This is a genomic window from Novosphingobium sp. IK01, assembly GCF_033242265.1.
In the GTDB taxonomy this organism is placed as follows: Bacteria; Pseudomonadota; Alphaproteobacteria; order Sphingomonadales; family Sphingomonadaceae; genus Novosphingobium; species Novosphingobium pituita.
Genome location: NZ_BTFW01000001.1, coordinates 1590736 through 1604981 on the forward strand (window position 1 = coordinate 1590736; position 14246 = coordinate 1604981).

Genomic DNA, 14246 nt, shown 5'->3' on the forward strand with positions numbered 1-14246 from the left:
GCCCTTTGAAGCCTAGCGCCAAGGCCGTCGGGCGCCGCGCGGCGATGGCTCGATTTCGGTTCCTCTCCCCGCGCGCGCCGCCTAGCATGGGGTCATGGCCCACCCCGTTTCTGCCCTGTTTCCTGCTGCCCTGCATCGCGGGGTTCTGCGCCTTGCCCACCGGGTGCGGCTGGCCTGGTGGCGGCGGACGGGGGCCGTGGTGCGCGGGTGTCAGGTTATCGCCGTGCAGCACGCGCCCGGCGACGCGGGGCTCCCATGCGTCCTGCTCGTCCGCCACAGCTATCATGCCAGCCACAAGTGGATGCTGCCGGGCGGCGGGCTGGCCTCGGGCGAAGATCCGGTGGCGGCCGCCGTGCGCGAACTGGCCGAGGAAACCGGGTGCCGCCTCGCCAATGCCGCCCATTTCGCGCAAGTCGACCTGCCGCGCGGGGGCTGGACCAACCGGATCGAACTCGTCTGGGGCACCACCGCAGACAGCCCCCGCGCGGACGGGCGTGAAATCCTCGATGCGGCGTTCTTCCCGCTCGATGCCCTGCCCGAGGCGATCACCGACTGGAGCGCGGCCCACCTTGCGCGCTGGAAAAACGGGGAATGCTGGAAAAGCCAGCCCCCAAAATCAGAACGGTAATTGGCCCTGCCCCTCGGGCGCGGCGGTTTCGGGGGCGCCCGGTTCATCGAGCGCGGACAGGATCAGCCCCATCAGCCGGATCGGCTGGGGCAGTGGCAGCAGGCCATCGAGCAATTCGCGCGCAAGGGCGGCGAAGGTCGCGCGGTCGGCAATCGGGGCGGGGCTGGAGCGCGCGCGGCTCATCGCCTGAAAATCGCTGAGCCGCAGCTTGAGCGTGACCGTGCGCCCGCGCACATCGGCGCGCGCGATGCGCTCCCAGGCCAGGTCGATGATCGTTTCGAGGGTCTCGCGCAGGACCGGCCCGGTCGACAGGTCGCGCTCGAACGTGCGTTCGGCCCCGACCGACTTGCGCGGACGGTCCGCCCGCACCGCGCGCAAGTCGATCCCGCGCGCCGCGCGATAGAGATAGTCGGCCTGCGCCCCGAAATGCGCGCGCAAGGTCGCCAGATCGAGCCGCCGCAGATCGGCGCCCGTCACGATGCCCAGCGCCTTCATCCGCTCCGCCCCGCGCGGGCCGACCCCGTGAAACCGCGCGACCGGCAGGCGCGCGACAAAGGCCGCGCCCTCGCCCGGACGGATCACGCACAGGCCATCGGGCTTGTTCTGGTCGCTCGCCAGCTTGGCCAGGAACTTGTTGTAGGAAACCCCCGCGCTCGCCGTCAGCCCTGTATCGTGCCGGATGCGCTGGCGGATCAGTTCGGCAATCCGCGTGGCTGAGCCGATCCCGCGCAAGTCGCGCGTGACATCGAGATAGGCCTCGTCGAGCGAGAGCGGCTCCACATCGGGCGTATAGTCGAGGAAGATCGCGCGGATCTGTTGCGAAACGGCGCGATAGACCTCGAAACGCGGCGGACGGAACACGAGATCGGGACATAGCGCGCGCGCCCTGCCCCCCGGCATGGCCGAACGCACCCCAAACACCCGCGCCTCGTAGCTGGCGGCGGCCACCACCCCGCGCCCGGCTGCCCCGCCCACGGCCACCGGCAGCCCCTTGAGCGAGGGATCATCGCGCTGTTCGACGCTGGCATAGAAGGCATCCATGTCGACATGGATGACCTTGCGCAGGCCCTGCGCGTCGTCAAACGCGCCATGATCGGCCTCCGGGCCGGCGGGACGAGGCAGGACAGTCACAACAAAACCTTGGAACGGGGCCGGGCACCTGCCTATAGAATGGGCATGCAATCCCACAATTCAACCGATACGGCTCCGGTCTCTGCTTTGCCCCATCAGACCGGTCGGCATCGCCCGCCGCTGGGCAGCCGCGAATTCATCGCCATGATGGCCATGCTCATGGCGCTTCAGGCCCTGGCCATCGACGCCATGCTGCCCGGCCTGGGGCAGATCGCCCGCGATCTGGGCGTGGCCGATCCCAATCGCCGCCAGCTGGTCGTCGGCGTGTTCCTTGTCGCAGCCGGGCTGGGCGCGCTGGTGCCGGGCGCGCTGGCCGACCGCCATGGCCGCCGCCCCGTGCTGCTGGTCACGCTCGGGTTCTATGTCGCGCTGGCCATCGGCTGTGCGCTGGCGCCCGATTTCGACAGCCTGCTGGCCCTGCGCGCGCTCCATGCGGTGACCAGTGCGGGGGTGGCGGTGCTGCCCGCGGCCATCGTGCGCGACCGCTTTGCCGGGGATCGCATGGCGCGCACGCTCTCGACGGTGTCGACGGTGTTCATGGTCGTGCCGATGCTGGCGCCCAGCGTGGGCCAGTTCGTGCTGCTGTTTGCCGGGTGGCGCTGGATCTTCGGCGTGCTGGCGACGATGGGCGCGGTCATGGGCTTGTGGATCTTCCTGCGCCTGCCCGAGACGCTCGATCCGGCCAATCGCCAGCCGATCCTGCCGATGACCATCGCACGCAACATGATCAGGGCCGGGCTCGAACGCTCGGCCAGCGGCTACATGCTGGGCTCGGCGCTCGTGTTCGGGGCGATGATCGGCTATGTGAACTGCTCGCAGCAACTGGTGGCCGAGCATTTCGGCGCGGGCCGTGCATTTCCGCTGATCTTCGGGGGCACGGCGCTTTCGCTCTCGCTATCCAACTTCTTCAACGCGCGCATCGTCGAGCGGTTCGGCGCGCGGCGCGTGTCGCAGAGCGCGCTGCTGGTCTGGATCACGCTGAGCCTGGTGCAAATCTATTTCGCGTTCAGCCCCCACCAGACCCTGTTGCGGTTCATGCCGGTCCTGGCTGCCAATATCTGCGCCATGGGCTTCATCGGTGCCAATTTCAGCGCCATCGCGCTGCAACCGTTTGCACGGATCGCCGGTGCCGCCAGTTCGATGCAGATGTTCGTGCGCACGCTGGTGGGTTCGCTGATCGGGATCGTGATCGGGCAAGCCTATGACGGTTCGGCCCGCCCGCTGGCCATGGCCTTCCTGACATGCGGCGTCTTCTCGATGCTGCTGGTGCTCTACAGCGAACGGGGCAGGCTGTTCCGCCGCCTGATCCCGCCGGGCAGCCCGCGCATCGCCCCGGACCTGCACTGAACCGCCGGGCCCTGAACCGGCTGCCCTGAACGGATACCCTTAACCGGCGGGCCCGCGTTTATCAGGCCACAGCCCGTCCGCCGGGCCCGAGAATGTCCTGCACCCGCTGTGGCCGTCCGAAGTGATAGCCCTGCATCATCTTGATCCCCAGCGCGCGGGCCGTCTCGACCTGGGCTTCGTCCTCGACCCCGGCGATCATGCACTCGATGCCCAGTTGCCAGGCGAGCGCGACGATCGCCCCGACGATGGCCCGTGCGCCCGGATCGCTGGTGATCGCCCGCGACAGCTCGCGATCGATCTTGACCACGTCGAGCGGCAGGTCGCGCAGTTGCGCAAGGCTGGTCCACCCCGCGCCGAAATCGTCGAGCGCCAGACGGAACCCCGCCTCGCGGAAGGCTTCGAGCTGGATGCGCGTGCGGCGCGGATCGGTGAGCAGGGCCCGCTCGCTGAATTCGAGGATGAAGCGCGAAGGCTCGCCCCCGGCGGCACGGACCTGCCGGGCGAGCGTCTCGACCATGCCCTCGCGGGCAAGGTCGCGCGGGGTCAGGTTGATTGCCAGCGAGAGCGGCTCCCCCGCCGATACGCCATCCGGCCCTGCCCCGCGCAGGGCCTCGCATTCATCCAGAACCCGTCCCATGACCGCGCGGGTCAGTTCATCGGTCCGCCCCGTGGCCAGCGCCAGATCCATGAACCCATCGGGCGCGAGCCAGATGTCTCCATCGGGCGACCAGCGGGAAAAAGCCTCGAACCCGACCACCTTGCGCGCATCGATATCGTAGAACGGCTGGTAGAGGACACGCAGACGCGTATCGAGCGGGCAGTCGTTGAACAGGCGGGTGAGCGCCGTGCGCTGCTGCAATTCCACCTCGTCGACAGCGCCAAAGAGCATGGTCGCGCCATCCCCGCGCTTCTTGGCCTTGTAGAGCGCGGCATCGGCGCGTTCGAGGTTGCCACTCACGGTCCGGCAATTCAACCGGTGCAGGCCGATCGAGGCATGGAGGCGCAAGGTCACCCCGTTGTATCGGATCGGCTCGCGGATCGCCTGGGAAATGCCCTGCGCCGCAGCCATGACCGCGTCATTGCCGAATGCGCCGTCGAGCAGGATCGCGAATTCGTCGCCGCCCAGCCGCCCGTGGGCCAGCACGCCGTCATGTTCGCCGATCCGCTGCGAGACCGCGCGCAGCACATCGTCGCCCGCGCCATGGCCATATGTGTCGTTGATGTGCTTGAAGCCGTCGAGATCGGCCAGCGCCAGCCAGGGCAGTTTTTCCTTGCCGGGCCTGTGACGCGCCAGTTCGTGGGTCACCCGCGCAAGGATCGCGCGGCGGTTGAGCCCCCCGGTCAGGGCATCGCGCGAGGCCTGCTCGAAATTGGCTGCGGCCAGCCGCGCGGCCATGCGCTCGCGCCGCACGAGTTGCTGGCGCGAGAGTTCGAACGCCACGAAATCGGCATGATAGCCCAGCGCGATCACCAGCATGGTCCCGCTCACGATCAGCAGCATCACCACGACCGGCAAGGCCGCCACGCCATCGACGGCCAGATAGACGAGACAGGCCGGCACCGTGGCGACCAGCGCCACGCGCAACGCCGCCGTGGGCGCATGGGCCAGCCCCAGCATGCCCCCGACCGTCAGGATCGCCAGTTGCATCTGCACCAGCGCGCGCTGCGCGGGCGTTCCCACCACATAGAGAAAGAGGCTCCAGATCACCACGCTCAGCAGCGTGAGCCCCACCTTTCTGCCCAGCCTGACCAGATCGCGGCGGCGATGCGCCAGCGAGCGGCGCTCGACATTGGCGGGCAGCCAGTACCATCCGCGCAGGGCGACAAAGCCCGCCAGCCCCAGCCCGACCAGCAGCACCGGCCAGGATTCGACGGCCAGCGACCAGGCCGCTTCCACCCCGATCCCCAGCGCCAGCACCAGCAGCAGCAGCGGCAGGCGGCGCGATAGCGAATGGGTATAGGCGGCCACCATCATGTCGCCACGATGGCCGCGCCAGAACGATCCCCCCAATGCTGCTGCAACACGGACCACGCCGCGCGACACCGTGCGCGGCAGCAGGCTCCACCACCGCCCGGACGAAGCGGAGGCCGGGCCCCGCGCGCGCGCTGCGCCCAACTCACTCCCGAACGGCTCATCCCCGAACGGCCCACAGTCGCTCTTCCCGTCGGTCGAGGCCGGGGCACCAGCCTCGATTTCTACGTCATCGACCTGAGGGATATTCCTGATGAGCTTCATCAGAAAGGCATAAGACCGGCACGGTTAACAGCTCGTATTCGGGCCCGTGCCGGTTGTCGCATTTTACAATCTAAACGATTGTCAGACTTCGGAAAGCGCTGTCACAAGAGCTTTGACCTTCTTTTGCCGCCACTGGGGCAGCGGGGCCACCAGCCAATAGCCGCGACGGCTGCTCTCCACCGCGCCCAGCGCGACCACGCGGCCTGTCGAAAGCGCAAATTCAGCCAGTTGATAGGGCACCCGTGCCTTGCCCAGCCCGGCAGCGGCGGCGCTGATCGCGGTGCCCGCATCGCCCACCGAAAAGGCCACCTCGCGCCCCTCGCCCGCAGGCGCCGGGTCGCCCGGCCAGCCGATCCACGCGCCTTCGTCGGCGCTGTTGGAGCCCTCTTCCCCGCCAGCCTGCCCGCCAGCCTGTACCCCAGCCTGCAAGGGTGCCTCGACAAAACCGGGGGCTGCCACGGTCACCACTTGCGCAGCCCCGAGCGGAATGCCCTCCAGATCGCCCGGCCCCTCGGCCCAGCGCACCGCGAGGTCGAGATTGGCCTCGGTGAAATCGATATCACCATCGCCCCCCACCAGCGAGAAGCGCAGCGCGGGGTTCTGGGCCCGGAAATCGGCGAGGCGCTGGCTGAACCAGGCGGCGAAGAAATCGCGCGGGCAGGCGATCGTGTAGACATGGCTCGATTGCCCGGCCTGCATGGCCTGCACGCCTTCTTCAAAGCGCAGGAAGCCCTCGCGGATGGCGTCGAGCCCGGCAGCAGCCTCGTCGGTCAGTTCGAGGCCCTTGGACGTGCGGCGGAACAGCACCACGCCCAGCAGGTCTTCGAGCGCGCGGATCTGCTGGCCCACGGCGGCGGGCGTCACCGCCAGTTCGTCGGCGGCGCGGGTAAACGAGAGGTGGCGGGCAGCGGCATCAAGCACACGCAACCCGTTGAGCGGGAGATGGGTCCGCTTCATCGATCAGGCCTTTCGCGGAAAAATCAGTTCGCCGGGGCCGGAGCGGCCAGCGGGAAGAAGGGAATGGCCACATCGATCAGCGAGCCATCGTCGTGGCGCATGGTATAGTGGCCTTCCATGCTGCCGTTGGGCGTGCCGAGCGGACAACCCGAGACATAGTCGTGCGACTGTCCCGGTTCGAGCCGGGGCTGCTCGCCCACCACGCCTTCGCCATCGACGAAGCTGACATGGCCCTGACCGTCCGTGATCCGCCAGTGGCGGGTGATGAGCTGGATCGCCTCGGGCGAGTCGTTCTCGATGCGAACATGATAGACCCAGAACCACTTGCCCGCGCTGACCCGCGACTGTTCGGGCAAAAAGCTGACCGCGACCCGGACGGCCACCCCATGCGTGATCGCGGCATGCTGGAAAAGTTGCTTCATCGCGGACAGACTACCCCACAATCGGCGCGCTTCCAATGCCCGAAATGCCCCATCGCCGCACCGGTGACCCGAACCGGCGGGCTTTTGCAGGCGGGATTTCCGGCCCTGCGCCTTGCAGCCTGCCCCCGCGCAGGGCACAGCCAGCCCGACCATGGCCACCCCCGATCCCGCCCCCTCCTCCCTCGATCCTGCTGCGACGATGACCGACGAGATCGTCTGCGCGGTGCTGCCCCATGGCGAACATGGCGCGGTGGTCCGCCTGCTGACGCTCCACCACGGACTGGTGGCCGCCTATGTCGCGGGCGCACGCAGCCGGGCGATGCGCCCGGTGCTGATCCCCGGCAACCGCGTGGCCGCCGAAATCCTGCCACGCGGCGACGGGCGGCTGCCCTCGGCGCGGATCGAGCTGGTCCACAGCCGGGGCCCGTGGCTGGGTGAACCGCTGGCGAGCGCGGGGATCGCCTGGGCCTGCGCGCTCACCGCCACGAGCCTGCCGCAAGCCCTGCCGCTGCCCGCCCTTCATCAGGGGCTGGGCGCCCTGCTCGACGCGATCTGCCTGGCCCCGTCGGCGCGCGGCTGGACACGCGCGCTCGATGGCTACGAGCGGCTGCTCTTGCGCGAGGCCGGGTATGGCCGCCTGCCGGCTTCTCCCGACGCGGAAGACTGGGCCGCGCTGCTCGCCCGGCTTGAAACACAAGGACAGGCGATTTCCCGTCATCTGCTTGCCGAACGGCGCCGCGATGTTATGGCGGCCCGCGCGATTCTGCTGGAACGGCTGAAACGCATCGGATCGGAATGAAGAGGCCTGAACATGAAGATTGCGGTTTTGCCCGGTGATGGCATCGGCCCGGAAGTGACCCGTGAAGCGGTCCGCGTGATCGAGGCGCTGGACCTTGGCATCGCCATGGAAGAGGCCCTCGTGGGCGGCGCGGCCTACAAGGCCACCGGTCATCCGCTTCCGCCCGAAACGCTCGCCCTCGCGCAAGGCTGCGACGCGATCCTGTTCGGCGCGGTCGGCGATCCCGATTGCGATGCGCTCGAACGCCACCTGCGTCCCGAGCAGGCCATCCTGGGCCTGCGCAAGGAACTGACCCTGTTCGCCAACTTGCGCCCGGCGCGGGTCTTCCCCGGCCTTGAAAACCATTCGGCGCTGCGCCCCGAAGTGGCCGGTGCGATCAACCTGCTGATCGTGCGCGAACTGAACGGCGACGTCTATTTCGGCGAAAAGGGCTTCCGCACGACCGCCACCGGCGAGCGCGAAGGCTACGACATCATGTCGTACAGCGAGAGCGAAGTACGCCGCATCGCCCATGTCGCCTTCCAGGCCGCGCAGGGCCGCGCCAAGCGCCTGTGCTCGGTCGACAAGGCCAATGTGCTCGAAACCTCGCAGCTCTGGCGCGACGTGGTGATCGAGGTGAGCAAGGACTATCCCGATGTCACCCTCGAACACATGTATGTCGACAACGCGGCGATGCAGCTCGTGCGCGCGCCGGGCAAGTTCGACGTGGTGGTGACCGGCAACCTGTTCGGCGACATCCTCTCGGACCAAGCCAGCATGTGCGTGGGCTCGATCGGGCTGCTTGCCTCGGCCTCGCTGGGCGAACGCCAGACCGACTTCGGCACGTTCGGCCTTTACGAGCCGATCCACGGCTCGGCGCCCGACATTGCCGGACAGGGCCTGGCCAACCCGATGGCCACGATCCTTTCGGCGGCCATGCTGCTGCGTCATTCGCTCGGCCTTGGCGAAGCTGCCGACCGTATCGAGGCCGCCGTTGCCAAGACCCTGTCCGCGGGCGTGCTGGGCCGCGACCTGGGCGGCAGCGCGGGAACAGCGGAAATTGGTGACGCGGTGCTCGCAAACCTGTAAGCGCGCGCCCCATGTTGCAACTTGCCGTAATTTTGCCGACCTACAACGAGAGCCGGAACATCGCCTCGATGGTCGACCGTCTCGACAAGGCGCTTGCCGGAATCACCTGGGAAGCGATCTTCGTCGATGACAACAGCCCCGATGGCACCGCCGATGTGGCGCGTGCCATCGGCCGTGCCGATCCGCGCGTGCGCGTGATCGAACGGATCGGTCGCCGGGGCCTGGCCTCGGCGGCGATCGAGGGCATGTGCGCCACCTCCGCGCCCGTCGTGGCGGTGATGGACAGCGACCACCAGCACGATCCGGCGCTTTTGCCGCTCATGCTCCAGGCGATCACCAGCGGCGAATGCGACGTGGCCTATGCCTCGCGCTTTGCCGAAGGGGCCAGCACCGAAGCCTGGGGGCGGCCCGACCGCGTCAAGGCCTCAGGGCTTGCCAATGCCATCGCCCGCAAGGTGACCGGGGTTCAGCTCAGCGATCCGATGAGCGGGTTCTTCATGCTGCCCGCCACCGTGCTGCGGGCCGATGCCCACCGCCTTTCGGGCGTGGGCTTCAAGATCCTGCTCGACATTCTCGCCACGGTTGACGCGCCGCTGCGGGTGAAGGAATTTCCCCTGAACTTCGCCGCGCGGGCCGAAGGCGAATCGAAACTGGACCGGACTGTCGTGTTTGAATTCCTCATCGGCCTTTACGACAAGTGGCTCGGCCGCATCATCCCCACCCGCTTTGCCCTGTTCGGCACCGTGGGCGGACTGGGCGCGCTGGTGCACCTGTCCGTGCTCTGGGTGATCCTGCACCTGTTCGGGGCGGATTTCGCGATCAGCCACTATCCCAAGGAAGCCGCGTTCATCGTCGGCCAGACGGTCGCCGCGCTCACCGCGATGACCTTCAACTTCGTGCTGAACAACGAACTGACGTATGCCGACAAGCGCCTGCGCGGGTTCTTCCCGTGGGTGCGCGGCTGGATCAAGTTCGCCGCGACCTGCGCATTCGGCATGCTGGCCAATATCGGCGTATCGACCGCGCTCGTGCGCGTGGGCTTCCACGCCATTTCGGCGGCGCTGATCGGCATCGTGCTGGCCTCGGTGTGGAACTTCGCCCTGTCGAGCAAGTTCGTCTGGGGCAAGTACGGCTGATCGGCCTTTTCGCCCATCCCCTCTTGCCAAAAGGGCCGCGCTGGATGTTCCCGCGCGGCCCTTTTTTCATTTCCAGATCGGCAACCACATGAACCACTTGAACGACTTGGGCCCCGCCAGCGGCAGCGCCGCCAGGATCGGGAAGAAATAGGCAAACCCGATCAGCGCCAGCGCCACCGAAACCCACGTCGGCCAGCGCAGCCCCCGCCCCCACAGCTTCGCCAGAACCAGCGCCAGCGCCCCGTCGAGGAACACGGCGGCAAGCTGGTAATGGTGGTAGAACTGCACCGGCTTGCCGTTGAGCGCCCAGAACACCAGCGACAGGAAATAGAACAACACCAGCCCGCCCGCGAGCGCGGCCAGACGCCCCTGCCCGTCGGGCGCCCAGCGCCCCAGCCGGTTCAGTCCGGCGAGCGGACGCGGCATCACCCGGCGCAGCCCATCGGCCAGGCACCAGACCAGCGCGGGCAGACCCGCCCACATCGTGTAGGGGTTGCCGATCATCAGCACCCCGCGCTGTGCCCCGTCCCACTTTTCATAGAAGAACCAGATCGGCCGCGCGTTGAGCATCCACTGGTACCAGTGGCTCATGTAGCGGTGCGGCTTGACCACGCTGTCCTGCAATTTCAGCATTGTCTGCTGCCATTCGATCAGGTGCCACGGGCTGATCGCCCCGACCTTGTAGAACATCGCCGGGGTGAACGTGGCAAAATAGACCAGCACCGGCAGCACGCCGAGCCAGAGCGCCGCCTCGACCAGACAGACCCCCGGCACCGCGCCCCCGGCCCGGCCCACGAGCCAGTCGAGCCCGCGCCGCCACCCCGAAGCCCGCGCCGCCTGCCAGCGGTCCCACGCATACCACAGCCCCGGCAGCGCCATCAGCGGCACCCCGTTCCACTTGCCCGCCATCGACAGCCCCATCGCCACCCCGGCCAGCACGAGATGCACCCGCCGCCCCTTGCGCGCGGCCAGCGCCCATTGCCAGAACGCGAGCGCCAGCGAGGCCGCCATCGCCATGTCGAGAATGGCAATGCGCGAAAGCATGAACCAGATGAAGTTGGTGGCCAGAAACAGCCCGAACAGCACCGTCCCCACGCGCGAAAAGCTCGCCCACCAGAACGCCCGGATCGCGGCATAGAGCCCGATCGTGCCATAGGCCGCGATAAAGAAACGCCAGCCGAACGGATTGTCGCCAAAGGTCATCATCCCCAGCGCGATCAGTTCCTTGCCCAGCAACGGATGCTCGGGGTTAAGGCGGCTCGACAGGTCGATCAGGTGGCGCGCGGCGGGCAGGTAATGCACCTCGTCGAACATGATCTTCGAGGGCGTGCCCAGACGCCAGAACACCAGCGCGGCAAAGGCCATGACAATGGCCGCCACCGGCAGGATCGGATCAGATTTGGCGATACGGTACGGCGAGAAAGGCGGCTGGGTCATCGTGAGGCGCGCGATACGCCAGATCGCCCCGCCCGCGCAATGGGAGCCCCGCCCCTCGCGGTTTTCAGGTTTTTTGAAGAAAAAGATTAACCCGGGGGCCATCGCCCCCGGACCCCCGGGAACTGGTGCCGGTTGTCATGCCCGGCCAAAGCTAATGGAGTGCAGGGGCGATGGCCCCTGCTTCATCCCTTGTTCTTCCTGCTTTTCAAAAATGCAAAAAACCGGTTCCCACTTTTTTGCGCGATGCGCTTTGTTCGCTTCCGCATCGCTTTTCGCAAAAAACCGGTTCCCACTTTTTTGCGCGATGCTCTAAGACCACCCCCCATGAAACGCACTACCGGACAAGATCGCTCGATCACGCAGACCTGGCGCCCCGCCACCCGTGCCATTCGTGGCGGGACATGGCGTTCGGAAATGGGGGAAACGTCCGAGGCCCTGTTCCTCACCTCGGGCTTCACCTACGACGACGCGGCGACCGTGGCCGCGCGCTTTGCCGGTGAGCAGGACGGGATGACCTATTCCCGCCTCCAGAACCCGACTGTGGCCATGCTCGAAGAGCGCATCGCCCTGCTCGAAGGCGCGGAAGCCTGCCGCAGCCAGGCCAGCGGCATGGCCGCGATGACCGCCGCCCTCCTCTGCCAGCTTTCCGCCGGGGACCACATCGTCGCGGCCAAGGCCGCCTTTGGGTCCTGCCGCTGGCTGGTCGAAAGCCTGCTGCCCCGTTTCGGCGTCGAAGGCACGCTGATCGACGCGACCGACAACGATGCGTGGGAAGCCGCGATCCGTCCCAACACCAAGGTCTTCTTCTTCGAAACCCCGGCCAACCCGACGCTGGGCATCGTCGACATGGCGCATGTCTGTGCGCTGGCCAAGGCCCACGGCATCACCACCGTCGTCGACAATGCCTTTGCCACCAGCGCGCTCCAGCGCCCGATGGAATTCGGCGTCGACGTGGTCGCCTATTCGGCCACCAAGATGATGGACGGCCAGGGCCGCGTGCTGGCCGGCGCCGTGTGCGGCAGCAAGGACTTCATCGACAACGTGCTGCTGCCCTTCCAGCGCAACACCGGCCCCAACTGCGCGCCGTTCAACGCCTGGGTCGTGCTCAAGGGCCTCGAAACGCTCGACTTGCGCATCCAGCGCCAGAGCGCCAACGCGCTCAAGGTCGCGCAGTTCGTCGAAGGCCGCGTGCCGGTGATCCTCTATCCCGCGCTCAAGAGCCATCCCCAGCATGATCTGGCGATGAAGCAGATGAGCACGGGCGGCACGATCTTCTCGATCGTCCTCGACGGGGGCCGCGCGCAGGCCCACGGGCTGCTCGACGCGCTCAAGCTGGTCGACATCTCGAACAACATCGGCGACTCGCGCTCGCTGATGTGCCACCCGGCCACCACCACCCACCACGGCGTGGGCCCCGAAGGCCGCGCCGACATGGGCGTTGGCGAAGGCATGCTGCGCCTCAATGTCGGCCTCGAAGACGCCGACGATGTGATCGAGGATCTCGATCAGGCGCTCAAGGCCGTGGGTCTTTGAGAATCTGATCCGAAACTGTCGTTTCGGCCCATCCGGCTGGAACCGATTGCACCACCAGCGCGTAAAGGGCGGCAGATCGTCATTGAAATGCCGCCCCCTTCGCCTAAGGTAATGGGAACACGGGGGTAAACCTTACCGGAGCCTGTTCCTTGCTGGCGGAAGCCCACCTTTCGGCCATTGTCCAATATTCAGACGACGCGATCATCAGCAAGTCGCTCGACGGCCTGGTCGTCACCTGGAATCCCGCCGCATCGCGCATCTTCGGCTTTTCCGAAGACGAGATGGTCGGCCAGTCGATCCGCCGCCTGATCCCCGCCGACCGGCAGGACGAGGAAGACGCGATCCTCGCCCGCATCGCGCAAGGCCAGCGGGTCGAAAGCTTCGAGACCATCCGCCAGCGCAAGGACGGCAGCACGTTTCGCGTCTCGCTAACCGTCTCGCCAATCCTCGATCCGCAAGGCACGGTCATCGGCGCGAGCAAGATCGCCCGCGACGTGAGCGCCCGCCATGCCGCGCAGGAAGCCCTGCGCGAGAGCGAGCATCACTTCCGGATGCTGGCCGACAATATCTCGCAACAGGCCTGGATCGCCGATGCGCAAGGGCGGGCGATCTGGCTCAACCGGCGCTGGCACGACTTTACCGGGCAGACCCCCGAGGAAGCCCTGCTGGACCGCTCGATGTTCCACCACCCCGACCATGCCGAACGGGTGGTGGCCAAGTATCGCGCCGATGTCGCCGCCGGGCAGCCATGGGAAGACACGTTTCCGCTGCGCGGGCGCGATGGCCGTTATCGCTGGTTTCTGGGCCGCGCCACCCCGATCCGGGGCGCAGACGGGCACATCCTCCACTGGTTCGGCACCAATACCGACGTGACCGAAATGCTCGAAAAGGAAGAGCAGATCCGCCTCCTGCTCATGGAGGTCAACCACCGCTCGAAGAACATGCTCGCGGTGGTTCAGGCGCTGGCCCGCCGCTCGGGCGGGGCCGACCCCGATTTCCTGCGCCGCTTCGAGAACCGCCTCTCCAGCCTCTCGGCCAATCAGGACCTGCTCGTCCGGCGCGGCTGGGCGCATATTCCGATGGAAGAACTGGCCGAAGCGCAACTGGCGATCCTCGATCGCGACAGCCGCAAGCTGGTCAGGACCACAGGCCCGGCCTTCCTGCTCTCGCCGCGCACCGCCGAAGTGCTGGGCATGGCGCTCCACGAACTGGCCACCAATGCCCTCAGGCATGGCGCGCTCTCGCATGGCGCCGGGCAGGTCGGCCTGTCATGGGAGGAGCGCGACGGGCGCCTGTCCGTCGTCTGGAACGAGACCGGTGGTCCGCTGGTCGGGGAACCGCAGGCCTCGGGCTTCGGGACGACGCTGATCCGCCACATCCCCGCGCGCAGCCTCAAGGCCGATGTCACCCTCGACTATGCCCCCGACGGCCTGACCTGGCGCCTGTCCTGCGACGCCACGCTGGCCAAGACGCTGGCCTCCTGAAACTGGCATCCTGAAACAGCACGACCCCGCGCCCGGATCACGTCCGGGGCGGGGAAGCGGGACAAGAT

Annotated in this window: 12 protein-coding genes; 7 read left to right on the forward strand and 5 right to left on the reverse strand. The window is 67.4% G+C overall.

What is annotated here, in order from left to right; translation table 11 throughout:
- Nucleotides 1–94 precede the first annotated feature (94 nt).
- The gene (locus SBI20_RS07385) at nucleotides 95–628 is read left to right on the forward strand and encodes an NUDIX domain-containing protein (RefSeq protein ID WP_317974446.1); all 534 of its coding nucleotides are present in this window, start codon (nucleotides 95–97) and stop codon (nucleotides 626–628) included.
- On the opposite strand, the gene dinB is transcribed toward SBI20_RS07385, so the two are convergent.
- Nucleotides 617–1750, reverse strand: coding sequence for a DNA polymerase IV (gene dinB / locus SBI20_RS07390; protein ID WP_317976070.1), 1134 nt, complete (start codon nucleotides 1748–1750; stop codon nucleotides 617–619). The genes SBI20_RS07385 and dinB overlap by 12 nt on opposite strands.
- A 54-nt stretch (nucleotides 1751–1804) precedes the next feature.
- On the opposite strand from dinB, the gene SBI20_RS07395 reads away from it, so the two are divergent.
- Nucleotides 1805–3106: a multidrug effflux MFS transporter gene (locus tag SBI20_RS07395; RefSeq protein WP_317974447.1), complete on the forward strand. Its 1302-nt coding sequence runs from the start codon at nucleotides 1805–1807 to the stop codon at nucleotides 3104–3106.
- 61 nt (nucleotides 3107–3167) lie between these two features.
- Here the strand turns inward: SBI20_RS07395 and SBI20_RS07400 are convergent, their stop codons facing one another.
- From SBI20_RS07400 to apaG, 3 genes are all read right to left on the reverse strand, one after another.
- Nucleotides 3168–5342, reverse strand: a complete 2175-nt coding sequence (locus SBI20_RS07400; protein WP_317974448.1) for a putative bifunctional diguanylate cyclase/phosphodiesterase — start codon at nucleotides 5340–5342, stop codon at nucleotides 3168–3170.
- 81 nt (nucleotides 5343–5423) lie between these two features.
- A complete protein-coding gene (locus SBI20_RS07405; RefSeq protein WP_317974449.1) occupies nucleotides 5424–6299 on the reverse strand; it encodes a LysR family transcriptional regulator in 876 nt (291 codons plus the stop codon).
- Nucleotides 6300–6322: 23 nt separating this feature from the next.
- Nucleotides 6323–6721, reverse strand: a complete 399-nt coding sequence (apaG, locus tag SBI20_RS07410; RefSeq protein ID WP_317974450.1) for a Co2+/Mg2+ efflux protein ApaG — start codon at nucleotides 6719–6721, stop codon at nucleotides 6323–6325.
- A gap of 199 nt (nucleotides 6722–6920) precedes the next feature.
- On the opposite strand from apaG, the gene recO reads away from it, so the two are divergent.
- Genes recO through SBI20_RS07425 form a run of 3 tightly spaced genes read left to right on the forward strand, consistent with a single transcriptional unit; the run spans nucleotide 6921 to nucleotide 9724 of the window.
- On the forward strand, nucleotides 6921–7520 hold the full coding sequence (recO, locus tag SBI20_RS07415; RefSeq protein ID WP_317976071.1) for a DNA repair protein RecO: 600 nt from the start codon (nucleotides 6921–6923) through the stop codon (nucleotides 7518–7520).
- Between the two features lie 12 nt (nucleotides 7521–7532).
- On the forward strand, nucleotides 7533–8588 hold the full coding sequence (gene leuB, locus SBI20_RS07420; RefSeq protein WP_317974451.1) for a 3-isopropylmalate dehydrogenase: 1056 nt from the start codon (nucleotides 7533–7535) through the stop codon (nucleotides 8586–8588).
- A gap of 11 nt (nucleotides 8589–8599) precedes the next feature.
- Nucleotides 8600–9724 (forward strand): glycosyltransferase, encoded by a 1125-nt coding sequence (locus SBI20_RS07425; protein WP_317974452.1) that lies wholly within the window; start codon nucleotides 8600–8602, stop codon nucleotides 9722–9724.
- A gap of 66 nt (nucleotides 9725–9790) precedes the next feature.
- On the opposite strand, the gene SBI20_RS07430 is transcribed toward SBI20_RS07425, so the two are convergent.
- Entirely contained in the window at nucleotides 9791–11161 is a 1371-nt protein-coding gene (locus SBI20_RS07430) for a phospholipid carrier-dependent glycosyltransferase (RefSeq protein WP_317974453.1), read from the reverse strand.
- A gap of 324 nt (nucleotides 11162–11485) precedes the next feature.
- On the opposite strand from SBI20_RS07430, the gene SBI20_RS07435 reads away from it, so the two are divergent.
- Nucleotides 11486–12694 (forward strand): trans-sulfuration enzyme family protein, encoded by a 1209-nt coding sequence (locus SBI20_RS07435; RefSeq protein WP_317974454.1) that lies wholly within the window; start codon nucleotides 11486–11488, stop codon nucleotides 12692–12694.
- 149 nt (nucleotides 12695–12843) lie between these two features.
- Nucleotides 12844–14178 (forward strand): PAS domain S-box protein, encoded by a 1335-nt coding sequence (locus tag SBI20_RS07440; RefSeq protein ID WP_317974455.1) that lies wholly within the window; start codon nucleotides 12844–12846, stop codon nucleotides 14176–14178.
- Nucleotides 14179–14246: the final 68 nt, after the last annotated feature.